The 13,482-nt window shown below is 41.6% G+C and carries 14 protein-coding genes; 7 read left to right on the top strand and 7 right to left on the bottom strand.

Annotated features, from left to right (window positions below; all coding sequences use genetic code 11):
• Positions 1-74 precede the first annotated feature (74 nt).
• The 4 genes from HC246_RS11395 (at position 75) to HC246_RS11380 (ending at position 2,604) form a co-directional block, all read left to right on the top strand.
• Entirely contained in the window at positions 75-857 is a 783-nt protein-coding gene (locus HC246_RS11395; protein WP_169363489.1) for an ABC transporter permease, read from the top strand.
• A gap of 311 nt (positions 858-1,168) precedes the next feature.
• A complete protein-coding gene (locus HC246_RS11390) occupies positions 1,169-1,681 on the top strand; it encodes a photosystem I assembly protein Ycf3 (protein ID WP_169363488.1) in 513 nt (170 codons plus the stop codon).
• Positions 1,682-1,745: 64 nt separating this feature from the next.
• Positions 1,746-2,036, top strand: a complete 291-nt coding sequence (gene gatC, locus HC246_RS11385) for an Asp-tRNA(Asn)/Glu-tRNA(Gln) amidotransferase subunit GatC (protein WP_169363487.1) — start codon at positions 1,746-1,748, stop codon at positions 2,034-2,036.
• Between the two features lie 64 nt (positions 2,037-2,100).
• Positions 2,101-2,604 (top strand): response regulator, encoded by a 504-nt coding sequence (locus HC246_RS11380; RefSeq protein ID WP_169363486.1) that lies wholly within the window; start codon positions 2,101-2,103, stop codon positions 2,602-2,604.
• 201 nt (positions 2,605-2,805) lie between these two features.
• Here HC246_RS11380 and rpmA read toward each other — a convergent pair whose 3' ends face one another.
• The 3 genes from rpmA to HC246_RS11365 all read right to left on the bottom strand — a co-directional run bounded on the left by rpmA (position 2,806) and on the right by HC246_RS11365 (position 4,605).
• The gene (rpmA, locus tag HC246_RS11375) at positions 2,806-3,072 is read right to left on the bottom strand and encodes a 50S ribosomal protein L27 (RefSeq protein ID WP_169363485.1); all 267 of its coding nucleotides are present in this window, start codon (positions 3,070-3,072) and stop codon (positions 2,806-2,808) included.
• A 157-nt stretch (positions 3,073-3,229) separates the two neighbouring features.
• Positions 3,230-3,559, bottom strand: a complete 330-nt coding sequence (gene rplU, locus HC246_RS11370) for a 50S ribosomal protein L21 (RefSeq protein ID WP_169363484.1) — start codon at positions 3,557-3,559, stop codon at positions 3,230-3,232.
• 203 nt (positions 3,560-3,762) lie between these two features.
• Positions 3,763-4,605: an undecaprenyl-diphosphate phosphatase gene (locus HC246_RS11365; protein ID WP_169363483.1), complete on the bottom strand. Its 843-nt coding sequence runs from the start codon at positions 4,603-4,605 to the stop codon at positions 3,763-3,765.
• A 269-nt stretch (positions 4,606-4,874) separates the two neighbouring features.
• Here HC246_RS11365 and HC246_RS11360 point away from each other — a divergent pair, with 269 nt between their 5' ends.
• The 3 genes from HC246_RS11360 (at position 4,875) to HC246_RS11350 (ending at position 8,136) form a co-directional block, all read left to right on the top strand.
• Complete coding sequence (locus HC246_RS11360) at positions 4,875-5,009, top strand: photosystem II protein Y (RefSeq protein ID WP_169363482.1); 135 nt, start codon at positions 4,875-4,877, stop codon at positions 5,007-5,009.
• A gap of 600 nt (positions 5,010-5,609) precedes the next feature.
• Positions 5,610-6,746: a citrate synthase gene (locus tag HC246_RS11355; protein WP_169363481.1), complete on the top strand. Its 1,137-nt coding sequence runs from the start codon at positions 5,610-5,612 to the stop codon at positions 6,744-6,746.
• Positions 6,747-7,032: 286 nt separating this feature from the next.
• The gene (locus tag HC246_RS11350) at positions 7,033-8,136 is read left to right on the top strand and encodes an ISAs1 family transposase (RefSeq protein WP_169361865.1); all 1,104 of its coding nucleotides are present in this window, start codon (positions 7,033-7,035) and stop codon (positions 8,134-8,136) included.
• Positions 8,137-8,273: 137 nt separating this feature from the next.
• Here HC246_RS11350 and HC246_RS11345 read toward each other — a convergent pair whose 3' ends face one another.
• The 4 genes from HC246_RS11345 to HC246_RS11330 all read right to left on the bottom strand — a co-directional run bounded on the left by HC246_RS11345 (position 8,274) and on the right by HC246_RS11330 (position 13,333).
• Positions 8,274-9,248, bottom strand: a complete 975-nt coding sequence (locus tag HC246_RS11345; RefSeq protein WP_169363480.1) for a glycosyltransferase family 2 protein — start codon at positions 9,246-9,248, stop codon at positions 8,274-8,276.
• Between the two features lie 133 nt (positions 9,249-9,381).
• Complete coding sequence (locus HC246_RS11340) at positions 9,382-10,542, bottom strand: glycosyltransferase (protein ID WP_169363479.1); 1,161 nt, start codon at positions 10,540-10,542, stop codon at positions 9,382-9,384.
• Between the two features lie 52 nt (positions 10,543-10,594).
• Entirely contained in the window at positions 10,595-12,478 is a 1,884-nt protein-coding gene (locus HC246_RS11335; RefSeq protein ID WP_169363478.1) for a bifunctional serine/threonine-protein kinase/formylglycine-generating enzyme family protein, read from the bottom strand.
• A gap of 54 nt (positions 12,479-12,532) precedes the next feature.
• A complete protein-coding gene (locus HC246_RS11330; protein ID WP_169363477.1) occupies positions 12,533-13,333 on the bottom strand; it encodes an LmeA family phospholipid-binding protein in 801 nt (266 codons plus the stop codon).
• Between the last annotated feature and the right edge of the window lie 149 nt (positions 13,334-13,482).

The following is a 13,482-nucleotide window of genomic DNA, read 5'->3' as shown; positions in this document are numbered from 1 at the left end:
AATTAATTGCTCACATTAGAAATAGCCAAGGGTGCTGTCTTCATTCTTGGCTGTTTCTGATGCAAAATTGAATTATGAGTAGATATCTACATACCCTTAAGCTGTTCTGGTCAACGGCGATCGCTGCGGAACTGGAATATCGAATTAATTTTGCGATCGCTGCATTGAGCAGTATTGGTAACTTAGCAGGCAGCTTATTTGGCTTGTTTTTGTTTTACCGCACTGGTTATACCTTTGCGGGATGGCGCTGGGAAGAAGCGATCGTTGTCCTTGGCATCTTTACAATCCTCGAAGGATTTTCGACCACATTTCTCGCGCCTAACTTGAGCAAAATCGTCCAGCATGTCCAAAATGGTACGCTAGATTTTGTCCTGCTAAAACCAATCAGTAGCCAATTTTGGCTTTCAGCAAGAGTGATCTCACCTTGGGGATTTCCAAATCTAATTTTCGGCTTTTGTATTTTGCTATATGCAGGTAACAAGCTCGGTCTAGGTTTAAGCAATTATCTTTTCAGCCTAATTCCCCTAACCTTTGGGTTTATTAGTCTCTACAGCATCTGGTTTATGCTAGGAGCAACGAGCATTTGGTTTGTAAAAATTTATAACGTTACGGAAGTGTTACGGGGCTTAATGGAATCAGGTAGATATCCGATGGCTGCCTACCCTGCCTCTTACCGTTTCTTTTTTACTTTTGTTGTGCCGATCGCCTTTTTGACTACAGTCCCTGCGGAAGCTCTGTTAGGTCGAGGCGAAGCTATATGGACGTTTGGCTCGATGTTTTTAGCGATCGCCTTGCTCTATGCTTCTAATAAATTTTGGCAATTTGCTTTGAGATTTTATACAAGCGCCTCTAGCTAAGTAACTGGTTGCTAACAAAACCTGCGGCACACGTGCAGCGTGCACCGCAGGTTTGTTATAGCTATAGTCACTAGTGTAAGGCGGCGCTTCGCGCCGCCTTACACTAGTTGTTTTTTGAATGGCGACAGCTATAATTCCAAATTTTGCTTAATTCCAAAATATGAGTTGCGGTACAAAGCACCGCAACTCATATTTTGGAAATTGCTATAAACTAACAGCCATAGAGACAATTCGTAAATTGCCCCTATGGCTTTATTTGATATGCTGATTAATAACTGACTGCAAATAGAATTGCAAATATATAAAGAACTATGCCTAGATCGCAACGTAATGACAACTTCGTCGATCAAACCTTTACCGTTATTGCCGACACGATTTTAAAACTCTTTCCTGCCAGTCAGAAAGAAAAAGAAGCATTTGCCTATTACCGTGATGGTATGTCGGCTCAGGGTGATGGTGAATATGCCGAAGCTTTAAGCAACTATGAAGAAGCCCTGAAACTTGAAGAGAATGCCTACGATCGCAGCTATATCTACTACAACATGGGCTTAATTCATGCCAGTAATGGTGAACATGACAAAGCTCTTGAATACTATGCAGAGGCGATCGATCTTAATCCTCGGATGCCCCAAGCTCTAAATAATGTCGCCGTGATTTATCACCACAAAGGGGAAAATGCTCAAGATGAAGAACAGGCGGAAGAATATTTCAATATAGCTGCCGAGCATTGGGTAAGAGCAATCCGTCTTGCCCCCAATAACTACATCGAAGCTCAAAACTGGCTCAAAACTACTGGTCGAGCAGATATAAATCTTTTCTTCTAGAATGCGCGATTTCAGACTGATAAATATTAAGTAAATAAAATTTGTCCAAATTTAGATAGTAATTATGATTGATAGAGAACAAGTGCGTCACGTTGCCCATTTGGGACGTTTACAGCTAACTGAAGCTGAAGAAATTTCCTTCACAAAGCAACTAGATAGCATTTTGGACTATTTCCAACAGCTTAATGAACTTGATCCCTTACTTGAAGGGGTTGAGCCAACCACCAGAGCAGTGAATACGGTTAATGTGACTCGTCCTGATATATTGCAACCATTTACCGAGCGCGAAATCTTACTAGATTGTGCCCCTGATCGCGATGAAGACTTTTTCCGCGTACCACAAATCATGGGTTAACTGATAGGCGATCGCATCTCATGGCTAAGAGCATATGGCAACTAAATAACACCCACCATAAGTTATGGATACTTTAGGGAATCTCGATCAATCTGTATCTAGCAACGAAGCTCCAAATTACAATCCTCATAACGCCAATCTTAGCAATCCGTCTCCGCCATCATCAGTAGCGACTCCCTTGAGCATCCTGTTAGCTGAAGATAACCTTGTCAATCAAAAGGTGGCTTTGCGCGTACTCAAGCATTTGGGATATCAAGCTGATGTTGTCGAAAATGGACAAGCAGTAATCGAGGCGATCGCTAATAAGTCCTACGATCTGATCCTGATGGATATTCAAATGCCCGAAATGGACGGTTTAGAAGCAACACAATATATTCGTAATCAAGAACTCGAATCCCAACTTCCTCCCATAGCGATAATTGCCGTAACTGCCAATGCTACCCATGACGATCAAGATATCTGTCGGCAAGCAGGGATGAATGACTATATTAGTAAACCTATCCAGATCGACAAGCTCAAAAATATTTTGCAGCAATACGAATCACTCAAAAATAATCAAAACCAATAAAAAATCAGCGCAATGCGCTGCTTTTTTATGAACAAAAATGCGAACACAATGCGCCGCTTTCATTACTTAACGTCAGTTCGGGATAAGCTGGCAAATTTTAAAAGACCAAAAGTAAAAGCCTTGCGTAGCAAGGCTTTTACTTTTGGTCTTTGATAGAGGGTTTGCTACGCAAACCCTCTATCAAAGACCGTTTCAAATGTCTTATGCAACTGCTACAGGTGCATAAACACTGATCTTTTGGCGGGTCTTACCAAAGCGCTCAAAGGTAACAACACCGTCAACGGTTGCGTATAGAGTATCATCGCTACCGCGACCAACATTATTACCAGGATGGAACTTAGTACCACGCTGACGCACAAGAATGCTACCAGCCTTAACTACTTGACCACCATAACGCTTTACACCAAGGCGCTTAGCATTAGAGTCACGACCGTTTCTTGTACTACCCGTACCTTTCTTATGTGCCATTTGTTTTTGATCCTCTTAATGATTAAAAGACGAATATAGCGTTTCTTAGACCAGTGAATTACAGGGTTGTTTCCCTGTTTTCGGTAGGGAAACAAACATTTGTAACTCTCTTAAAAAGCGCCAAAAAGAAAAGTCACTTCGTGACTTTTCTTTTTGATTAAGCAGCCTTACCACTTAGGTTGATCGCTTCAACCATAATGCGAGTTTGGGGCTGGCGGTGACCGTTCTTTCTGCGAGTCTTTTTCTTGGGACGCATTTTATAAACGATTACTTTTTTTGCCTTAAAATGGCGCAGCACAGTAACTTCAACAGTTGCATTATCAACTAGGGGCTGACCGATAGAGATGTCGCCATCTAAGTTGGCAAGTAAAACCTTATCAATAGTCAATTTACTGTCTGGTTCGGCGCTTAGTAATTCAACGTCATAAAATCTGCCGACTTCGACGCGATACTGCTTACCGCCTGTTTCAATGATTGCGTAACTCATGGTGTTTAAATATTTAGTAGATGCCGTACAGGTATTGACAAAAGGACTTCATCAATTTTGCAAATAACCCGATCCGAGCATGAAAGATCGTGCGATCTATAACTATACAGGAAATAAGCAAATAAATTTTCGCGAAGTGAAAATTTATTTGCTTATTTCCTGAAAAAGAGAGTTGCGGCGCTTCGCGCCGCAACTCTCTTTTTTTATTTAAACCAGCCTAAGCCTACACCTGTGAGTAATAACGCCCCAAAGACTAATCGATAGCCGACAAATACCCATGTAGTATGGGTTTGAAAAAATTTCAAAAGCCATGCGATCGCGAGGTACGAGAAAATTACCGAAGAGATGAGTCCAACCGCTAATTGTCCAGCACCAACATCAAAACCTTTTTTGACAATGCTCAGTAACTCCACTAAACCTGCGATCGTAATTGCAGGAATTCCTAACAAAAATGAAAATCTGGTCGCAGCAACCCGATCTAATCCCAAAAACAAACCTGCTGTCAACGTAGAACCAGAGCGTGATACACCGGGAACAAGTGCCATCGCCTGAGCTAATCCCATTAAGATGCCATCAATGACGCGGACTCTATGAAAATGGCGCTTTTCTTGTTGATCGCCTCTTTGACCAAACACTTCGGCTAGTGCGAGTAGGCTAGACATCACAATTGAGGCGATCGCGATCGCGGTCAAACTCCGTAAAGGTGAGTTGTCATAGTCTTTGATAAAAACTTTAATCAGCAAGCCGCCAAACAAAATGGGAATTGTACCTAAGGCGATCGCTATAGCTAGCTTAAATTCCTGTGATTTGTATTGCTTCTTGCGAATAGCCTCAATACTACCCAGCGTAATATTACTGAGATCTTTCCAAAAATAGCTAACTACCGCCACAATACTTCCCAGTTGAATGACAGCATCAAAGGACACACCAGCATCATTCCAGTGAAAAAGTGCGGGGACAACCTTGAGATGTGCTGAGCTACTAATCGGCAAGAACTCAGTTAGTCCTTGCACAATCCCCAAAACAAAAGCCTGCCAGTATTCCATAAAAATTTAAAACTAGACAGATGACATATATCACGAACTAAGTAGCTAGGCGCAATTAAATACAAAGCCAAAAGCCCTGTAGCACAATCTGTAACTGCGCTATAGGACTTAAATTTGATTTTTAATTATGGTCAGCTACTTAGTCAAACAAAGCTGACAAAGTAGCTGGGTAAGCCCCTAGACCTCTACCTTTTTGGACAGTTTTACTGTCATAATAGGGGCTAAAAGCAATTTCTATTTAATTCTATTTAATTTTTAGGTGTAAGCACATGGATTGGAGAATATTAGTCGTATTAGGACCTATTGTCTTGGTAGTTTTCTGGGCAGCTTTTAACCTCGGTAAAGCCGTCATTAAGGGTGAAGCTTCTCTATTCGGCAAATATGGCAACAACCCATTTCAATAAAAAACTAGATAGTGACAATCTATCGCCTATTTAAACCCTTAATTTCAATTGGTATGAGCGTGAGCCTTGCTTACGCTCATACCAATTTTTAAGTCAGTTGTTGGAATTAAACTTAGGACAGGATAGCGATCGCAGAACCCATAATTGACTCCTAAAATTAATGCGCTACGTTGTACTTAAGGCATCTCACATTTAATTAAGCCTTGCTAACTTAAAAGCCCCAATAATTTAGGACGTAGCAATTGTGCGGAATTGAGCAACCCGCAAATATGCATGGCAATCAGAAACTTCAGATCAGCCCGTAAATTAATCAAACCGCTAGGATGGGAAATACTTTGGCGCTATTATCCTAAGCTCTAAAATCCTGTCATCTTTAGCAATACCTAAAGAATGACTTTAGATAAGCAAAATATAGCGATATGCATCCTGTTGTACATTCTTACGGCGCTAGGTGCATAATCATAAACTACATAGATATAGCGCTTTTCAAACGGGCAACGGCGAGAAGCCAAACCTGTACTTTAAAATAGACTGGAAAAGGCTATAGAGATAAAATAATCACAGAAATCAATAAAATCAATCTTGTAAGGTAGCTAATATATGGCAATCGGAGAATATAAGCCTGGTTTAGAAGGAGTTCCTGCAACCCAATCAAACATAAGTTATGTTGATGGACAGTCAGGTTTGCTCGAATATCGGGGCATCCGTATCGAGGATCTTTGCAAGTATAGTAATTTCCTTGAAACCAGTTACTTATTAATCTTCGGTGACTTACCCAAAGCCATTCAACTAAATGAATTTGAACACGATATTACCCATAGACGAAGAATCAAATATCGTATTCGCGACATGATTAAGTCGTTTCCAGATAATGCTCACCCTATGGACGCACTACAAACTAGTGTTGCCGCTCTAGGGATGTTTTATCCTTTGGGAAATTTCCACGATCTCGACTATATCTACCAAGCAACGGTACGTCTATTGGCAAAAGTGCCAACGATGGTGGCGGCTTTTCATATGATGCGCCAAGGTAATGATCCTGTGATGCCTCGCGATGATTTGGATTATGTGTCCAACTTCCTCTATATGTTGAATGAGAAGATTCCCGATCCACTTGCGGCTCGTATTTTTGATGTGTGTTTAACTCTCCATGCTGAACATACGGTCAATGCGTCAACCTTTGCGGCTTTGGTGACAGCATCGACTTTGACAGATCCCTATGCAGTGATGACTTCCGCGATCGGGACTTTAGCTGGTCCTTTGCATGGTGGCGCAAATGAGCAGGTGATGTTAATGCTTGAAGAAATCGGCTCAGTGGACAATGTGACCACATATTTAGAACGCAAAATTGAGCGCAAAGAAAAGCTCATGGGCTTTGGACATCGGGTTTATAAGGTCAAAGACCCTAGAGCGATCGTACTTCAGGACTTAGTCCATGAACTGTTTGATAAATTCGGTCATGATCCTTACTACGACATTGCCCTAGAACTAGAAAAACAAGCCTATGACAAGCTTGCCAGTAAGGGAATTCACCCCAATGTCGATTTCTATTCAGGATTGATTTACAAGAAACTGGGCATTCCTAGTAATTTGTTTACGACTATTTTTGCGATCGCTCGTGTACCGGGATGGCTAGCTCATTGGAAAGAACAACTTTCCGATAACCGACTCTTCCGCCCAACTCAAATGTATACAGGCTTGCATGATGTCACCTATATTCCCATTCATGAGCGCTAGGTAATTTACGCAAGAGTAACCATCAGATATATATTAAGTCGCCCGCTACGCGGGCGACTTAATATGTCATCTTACGCAGAAGGTTAGTAAAGCCCTCACCCCTAGCCCCTCTCCCGCAGGAGAGGGGAACAAGAAAATAATTAAATCTTTCTCCCCCTCGCCTTGCGGGAGAGCAGGGTGGTTTCATTTTCGGGAAGTGATAGTGAGAAGGGATTACAGAAAAACAGCAAAGCCAAAATAGTAAAAAATGGTCTGTTAAGAGCTAAACAAAAAGCAAAACCAGACCATGAACTTTATAGAACAATTAAAGCAGATCCCAGACCATCGGAAAAGTAAAGGTAAGCGACATCCACTATGGCTAGTCATGTGCTTAACCTTGCTGGGAGTATTGTGTAATTATCACGGATATCGACCCTTAGCAGATTTCTGTGAGAAACATTGGCAAACCCTACAAACAAGGCTAGAGCTAGCACCAGAGAGTCGAATCCCGTCATATTCGACCTTTCGTCGTGTCATTCAAGGAGTAGAAATTGAGCCAATAGTTAAACTATTTAACGAGTGGTGTAGAAATAGCTATACAGGCGAATCAGGGCAATGGCTGGCGATGGACGGAAAAAGCATCAAATGTACTGTCTCCAATCAGACTGATTCTAGGCAAAACTTTACCAGTACCGTATCAGCCTTTACCCATGAAACGGGAGAAGTAATAGCCCTTGCCGTATCCGAAAACAAACAAATTAGTGAAATCGAAGTCGTTAAACAAGTGATTACCTCTTTACAAGGGCAGAAAGCCTCTTTCACCCTAGATGCCTTACATTGCCAAAAAGATACGGTGAAATTAATTGTTGAACAGGAACAGCATTATTTGATTGCGCTCAAAAATAATCAACCGAATTTGCTCAAGATTTTGGATAACTTACATCAAACCACGGAAGCCCTTAGCTATGCTGAAGAGTTTGACAAATCTCATAGCCGTCAAGTGCGCCGTCGCGTTTGGGTTTATCCTGCGCCGACTCACCTACGTAAACAATGGTCGTCTCTACAGTCTTTGATTTATGTGGAACGCGAGGGCTGGCGTGATGACAAGCCTTTTGTCGAATCAGTTGGTTATATTTCTGACTTGTCTCTCAAGGCGGCTCAGTTTCTTGACCCGATTCGCCTACACTGGGGCATTGAAAATCGCTTACATTGGGTGCGCGATGTCCTTTTTCAAGAGGATACGGGGTTACGTCGTGGTGGTAATGCTCCTACTATTTGGGCAATTATTCACTGTTTTATCATGACCACTGTTCGTCGCCTTGGCTTTCGGACGATTCCTCAGGGGCAACGGGTTCTCGCGAATCAGGTTCATCAAGTTTTTGATATTCTCTCCTGCTCTTATTCTTACTGATTTCCTCCTTCTAAATTTTCTGCTTCTCCCTTCCTGCTTGCTTTTCCGAAAATGAAACCACCCTGCCCTCGCCTTGCGGGAGAGGGGGCTGGGGGGTGAGGACAAATTTTCCATCTGCGTAAGGTGAGTTAATATAACTAGCGTTTTGAAGATTTTTGAAAAGATAGAATATGTTTTAACATCACAGCAAATCCATGCAATTTACTTAATCTTCCATTAGGTGTAAATGGAACACTTGCTGGAGTTCGCAGCATTATTTTTAAATAATCGAAGAATAAATCCCAGTTTGGAGAGTCAATAGTTTTAAATTCATAGGGAGCATTTCTAGCTAATAGGAGACGGTTATAGTTCATTTTCTGGCTCAGAAATGTAATAAATTGGACTGTCGCTAGTTGATCTTGATAGACTTTAAATCGATCCCTTGTAATCGAATTGCTATAAAAAATATTTTTGTCATGTACTCTATAGGCGACTAATGGCAGATTGATCAAGAACTTATGTGCCCCTAATATCGACGAGGCAATAACAAAATATGTATCTGCCCATATTCGATAATTTCCTATGCAAGTGCAGGGTAACATATCACTTAAATATTTACGCTGCATAGAGTTCCCAGAAGAAGGACTACCCACAAATCTCTGCATTTCCATAGCTAGAATTATCGAATATCCACGGTCGTTAAGATAGTTCTGATATTGAGAGATTTGGACTTCGGTGGGTGCTTGATAGTTCTCTTTACCTTTACTAAAAATCCCCATTTGACAGTAAAGGAAGCCACAGTTTGGATTCTCTCTATATATATTTAGAGCTATTTCCAGATATTGTGGATGATAAAAATCATCGGCATCAAGGAAAAAGATAATATCACCTGTTGATTGGAGAAATCCTGTAGTAACAGCAGCTAGTTGTCCTTGGTTATGAGGATGGATGATGATCTTTACATGGGGATTCTGTGCATACTGCTCCTGCAAAATTAGATTAGAGCCATCGGTAGAAGTATCATCAACAATAATAATTTCGTCAAATGGATGGGTTTGAGCTAAGGCACTGTCGATCGCTTCACAAACATAGTCTTTATAGTTGAAATTATTGATTAAACACGTTGTTTTCATAAGCTAGGCTCTTTCAGCAGTCTTCACAATATCAACTAAACCATAGTACTACAGCAATTTTCGAGCAAACCAACCAAGCAATTTTTTAAAAGTGTTGCAAAGCAACACTTTTAAAAAATTGCTTGGTTTGATCTCAAGTGATTTCCTGTGTAATACCCACCGTTTTTAGGAAACGTTTAGCGATCGCGATGGGAGCGTAATTTTCAAGCGCCCATACTCGACCAGCGGCTGAAATTTCAGGTAGGCGATCTAAATTTTGAGCAATGCGATTTATAGAGTCATCAATATTATCGAGATCGATGCCGATGTAATGTTTCCAATTCTCAGGCATGACAGGTAGGATAAATCCATATTTATCAAAATCTAAGTGAATTGGCACACAGCCTGCCGCCAAAGCTTCCCAAAAACGCCAACTGTCCCATTGGACAAGGCGATGCGTTTTCCATCCTAACTTCGTAATTGTTTTACGACAGGCTCTACCCAAAATTGTCCAAGGATGGCGCGGAAATGGAGAGATAAAGTAACCACCAAAACTACTACAGGTAGTAGTTGAGAGAAGAAGTTCATAATAGCCAGGATTATGTCTACCACTGGCTTGTGCCCATTGTAATGTGTGATAGGCTCCGCGATCGCGTGCATCAGTGATCACTTTAGACTCTAGGGGAATAATAGAATTGATTTTGGGTAGAAAATGCTTCTGCACATAATTACGCAACGAGTGATCGCCATTGAGGAAAACACGGGAATTGACTAATAAATTATGATGACGTTGACTGAATGGTGGTACAAGAGCTAATTCTTTGATAATTCTTTCAGACAAGCCAAAGGGAAAGGGATGGGTGTTAGGAAATATGGGAGTAGATTTAGACAGATGAGATTTAAAATAGTGGTCAAATCGCGCTAGGTTGGGATCTAAAAAGTTTTTGCGTGGACTATCATCGGATAGGTCAATTAAGATAGTTTGATGGGGACGATTTTTTCTTAGTAGATGTTGAATGTCACACAGTGATTTCGCAAATTGCCCCTGTCTCTCCCACCAAGCCTCATTGATAATGACAATATCGCAGTCATCGGGGCTGACATTTGGGTCATAACGGAATAGAAATGGCTCTTCAGGAGATGGTAACCAAAAATTGACATTAGCATAAAACTCAATACCTAATGCTTGTAGCCCTTCTCCTAAACATACTGTTCCATGTTGATAGTAATGATATGCAGAAGCATAATCTCCATAGCCATTTAGAGTTGGTGGAAAGCAATAGAAGTAGACTTTTAATTTGCTTTTATCGTTCATATAGCGTTACTTTTGCAGAACTCTTACGTTAGTGGCATCTCTAATGTGGAATTTAGGAAATCAGTGTCACGGCAAGCCGAAAGCCAGTAGTGCGATCGCCTTGGTTTGCCGCATTGCGAGAACGCTTGGCAGAACGGCAATAATGAGCAGGGTCGCGCCATGAGCCACCCCGTATTACTCGACAACTGCGATCGCTACCCTGTGTCCATGCTGACCCATCCTTGGGCAATAAGTCATAATCATCATGCCAAATATCTTCGCACCATTCCCAGACATTTCCATGCATATCATGTAGTCCAAAGGCATTAGCGGGATAGCTACCAACTTCAGTAGTAATAGTACTACTGAGTGCTTGGGGAGCATATAGATAGGGACTTGCCGCATTGTAGTTCGCGAGATTTGCCATAATAGTTTCACCAAAGCAAAAGGGAGTTAAAGTTCCCGCACGACAAGCATATTCCCATTCCGATTCACTGGGTAAGCGATAGGGTTTGCCAGTACGCTCAACGATTTGCTGACAAAAGCTCTGCACGTCATCCCATGATACGCTCTCCACGGGACGATCGCCATTACCGATAAAAATAGCAGGATTGTTATCCATCAATACTTTCCATTGTCTTTGGGTAATGGGGAAACGGGACATAAAGAAAGCAGGAATATTCACAATATGACGTGGACTTTCTTCCTTAGTGCGATCGCTTTCGCTAATCGGTGATCCAATTTGCAATTTGCCTGCGGGGATGAATACCATTTCCAGACTAATTGGCTTACCTTGAATATTGCCTAGGGTTTCAAAATAGGAACGCCCAATTTTTTGTTTGGTATTGATTTGTAACAGTGTTTTCGCTAACTTACCAACACCAATGCGATTAATTTTTACAGTCGCAGTTTCAAAGGAGAATTGAGATAGTTGTGGTGCGATCGCTTGAATTGGTGGCTTAGGGACAGAGATGGGGGTGATATTGGTTTTGGCGATCGCGCTTCTTTTAACAGATTTGGCTAGACGCGGTACATAGACTTGATAGTTAGAAGAATTCGCATTTTTGAGATCATTTAAAACTGCTTGAGCTGTCTGATAGCGTTGACTAGGAGCCGCTAAAACCATGCGATCGAGAACTTCTCCTAATCCCCGACTAATGGAAGTATTAGCTAAAAAATCTCGCCAAACCCAATTCCCATCCATATCCATCAACTCAAAGGGAGAGACATTGGTAAGCAAATGAATACAGGTTACACCTAGACTATAAATATCGCTGGCAAAGATTGATTTTCCTCTTACCTGCTCTGGCGCGACATACACGGCACTACCAATTCTTGTACCTGTTTCCATTATGGCAGCAGTGGATACATACTTAGCCGCTCCGAAATCCACCAACACATGACTACCTGCGGCGATTGAACCAGAAGTACTCGGAAAGCGCCGACGGATAATATTTTCGGGCTTGATATCACGATGGATCACATTCCGTTCATGGATAAATTGCAGAATTGGCAATAAGTCCCCCAGCAGCATCCGAATTTTGGCTTCGCTAAAGTTTCCTTGCTCCTGCAATTCCCTTAGCAGATCCTGTCCATCAATAAATTCTTGAATTAGATATTGTTTGCCGTCAAGTTCAAGATGAGCGAACAAAGTTGGTATTTGGGGATGCTTGCCCAAATCATCTAAACGAATTGCCTCTTGATGAAATAGCTCCGCCGCTTTCACCGCACTAGTCAAATCCGCAGGAAAAAACTGCTTAATTACACAGGTCGGACAGGAAGGTAATGCTTCATCAATGCCGATAAAGGTTCTCCCAAATCCACCTTGTCCAAGGATTCTTAACGCTCGATAGCGATCGCCTATTTTTAACTTGGAGCCACATTCCTGACAGAAGTTCAATTTTGGCGATGTCTCTGGATTCTGGAAATTGCAGCTAGGATTGAGGCAGTGGCTCATAGATATTTCTAGGAAGATATATCAAAAAATGACTGAGCTATTTTTTGATGGGATTTATTGATTAGGAATAGAATCCATTTTGGCAAAGCCAATCACCTGCATCTTTCCTTCCGTAAATTCTAGTTTCAGAACTCTAGCAGTGATACCCTTACTTTCCAATTGCCTTAGATCTAACACCTTATTTAAGCCCTGAGCAAAGGCATTAGCAATCTTTTCAGGAACTGGTGTTCCTTCTAATTCAATTCGCGGATTAATGATTTGCAATCTTGTACCGCCAATGGTTTTGAGTTCGGCATTAACAGACACATTTAGAGGAGTTGGCTTCGGTTTTGCAATTGTCGGTTGTGATTGCAAGGTTGCTGCCAGCCGAATGCGATCGCCTTCTAAAAAAGTTACCTCTGGATTAACAAGATCGAGAATTTCGGATTTACCTTTATTCGTCCCTGTAATATCAATGCTGAGGTTTTTAAAAGAAGATTGGATCGTTGGTGATCGCAGAGCAGTATTGATATCTTCGGAGCGCAATACTACGCGCACGGCTGCTTGTAATGGGCGGCGTAAGACAATTTTCCCAGACTGCAATACATTCGGATCGATACTAATGGGGTCAGTTTCTAAATCAATCTCATCAATGCGGAGAAATTCTAAAACGTATACTCCTCGACCTGCAACCCGAATGCGATCGACATTACCTAGCAAAATCTGATAATTGGGGGCATTATCAACGCGCACCTCTAACACATCTGCCCGCACAATCTGCCCACGCAAAAAATCCGTCGCGATTTTGTCGATTGCGATCCCAGGTGCGCCTGCTATACCTAGAACTGTCGTGAGTAACCCAGCAAATAATTCCATAACGCGCAGATGAGTATTGCTCTAATCATATAGCAATTTGGGTGATGATATGCCGCGCATAGCACAGCATGTCATCACCCAAATTGCCAATATATTTGAGAGTAATGCTTTGCATTACTCTCAAATATATTGGCTTGGCTAATAGCGAA

This window comes from Pseudanabaena yagii GIHE-NHR1 (genome assembly GCF_012863495.1).
In the GTDB taxonomy this organism is placed as follows: Bacteria; Cyanobacteriota; Cyanobacteriia; order Pseudanabaenales; family Pseudanabaenaceae; genus Pseudanabaena; species Pseudanabaena yagii.
Note: the sequence above shows the minus strand (reverse complement) of the source record. Positions and strands in the feature narration are given on the sequence as shown.

What these genes read in the sequence shown, in the direction of transcription:
- HC246_RS11390 (WP_169363488.1), top strand. Translation starts at nt 1,169, where the DNA reads ATGCCTAGATCGCAACGTAATGACAACTTCGTCGATCAAACCTTTACC.
- HC246_RS11365 (WP_169363483.1), bottom strand. Translation starts at nt 4,605, where the DNA reads ATGGAATACTGGCAGGCTTTTGTTTTGGGGATTGTGCAAGGACTAACT.
- rpmA (WP_169363485.1), bottom strand. Translation starts at nt 3,072, where the DNA reads ATGGCACATAAGAAAGGTACGGGTAGTACAAGAAACGGTCGTGACTCT.
- HC246_RS11360 (WP_169363482.1), top strand. Translation starts at nt 4,875, where the DNA reads ATGGATTGGAGAATATTAGTCGTATTAGGACCTATTGTCTTGGTAGTT.
- HC246_RS11340 (WP_169363479.1), bottom strand. Translation starts at nt 10,542, where the DNA reads ATGAACGATAAAAGCAAATTAAAAGTCTACTTCTATTGCTTTCCACCA.
- HC246_RS11350 (WP_169361865.1), top strand. Translation starts at nt 7,033, where the DNA reads ATGAACTTTATAGAACAATTAAAGCAGATCCCAGACCATCGGAAAAGT.
- HC246_RS11380 (WP_169363486.1), top strand. Translation starts at nt 2,101, where the DNA reads ATGGATACTTTAGGGAATCTCGATCAATCTGTATCTAGCAACGAAGCT.
- HC246_RS11335 (WP_169363478.1), bottom strand. Translation starts at nt 12,478, where the DNA reads ATGAGCCACTGCCTCAATCCTAGCTGCAATTTCCAGAATCCAGAGACA.
- HC246_RS11330 (WP_169363477.1), bottom strand. Translation starts at nt 13,333, where the DNA reads ATGGAATTATTTGCTGGGTTACTCACGACAGTTCTAGGTATAGCAGGC.
- gatC (WP_169363487.1), top strand. Translation starts at nt 1,746, where the DNA reads ATGATTGATAGAGAACAAGTGCGTCACGTTGCCCATTTGGGACGTTTA.
- HC246_RS11345 (WP_169363480.1), bottom strand. Translation starts at nt 9,248, where the DNA reads ATGAAAACAACGTGTTTAATCAATAATTTCAACTATAAAGACTATGTT.
- HC246_RS11395 (WP_169363489.1), top strand. Translation starts at nt 75, where the DNA reads ATGAGTAGATATCTACATACCCTTAAGCTGTTCTGGTCAACGGCGATC.
- HC246_RS11355 (WP_169363481.1), top strand. Translation starts at nt 5,610, where the DNA reads ATGGCAATCGGAGAATATAAGCCTGGTTTAGAAGGAGTTCCTGCAACC.
- rplU (WP_169363484.1), bottom strand. Translation starts at nt 3,559, where the DNA reads ATGAGTTACGCAATCATTGAAACAGGCGGTAAGCAGTATCGCGTCGAA.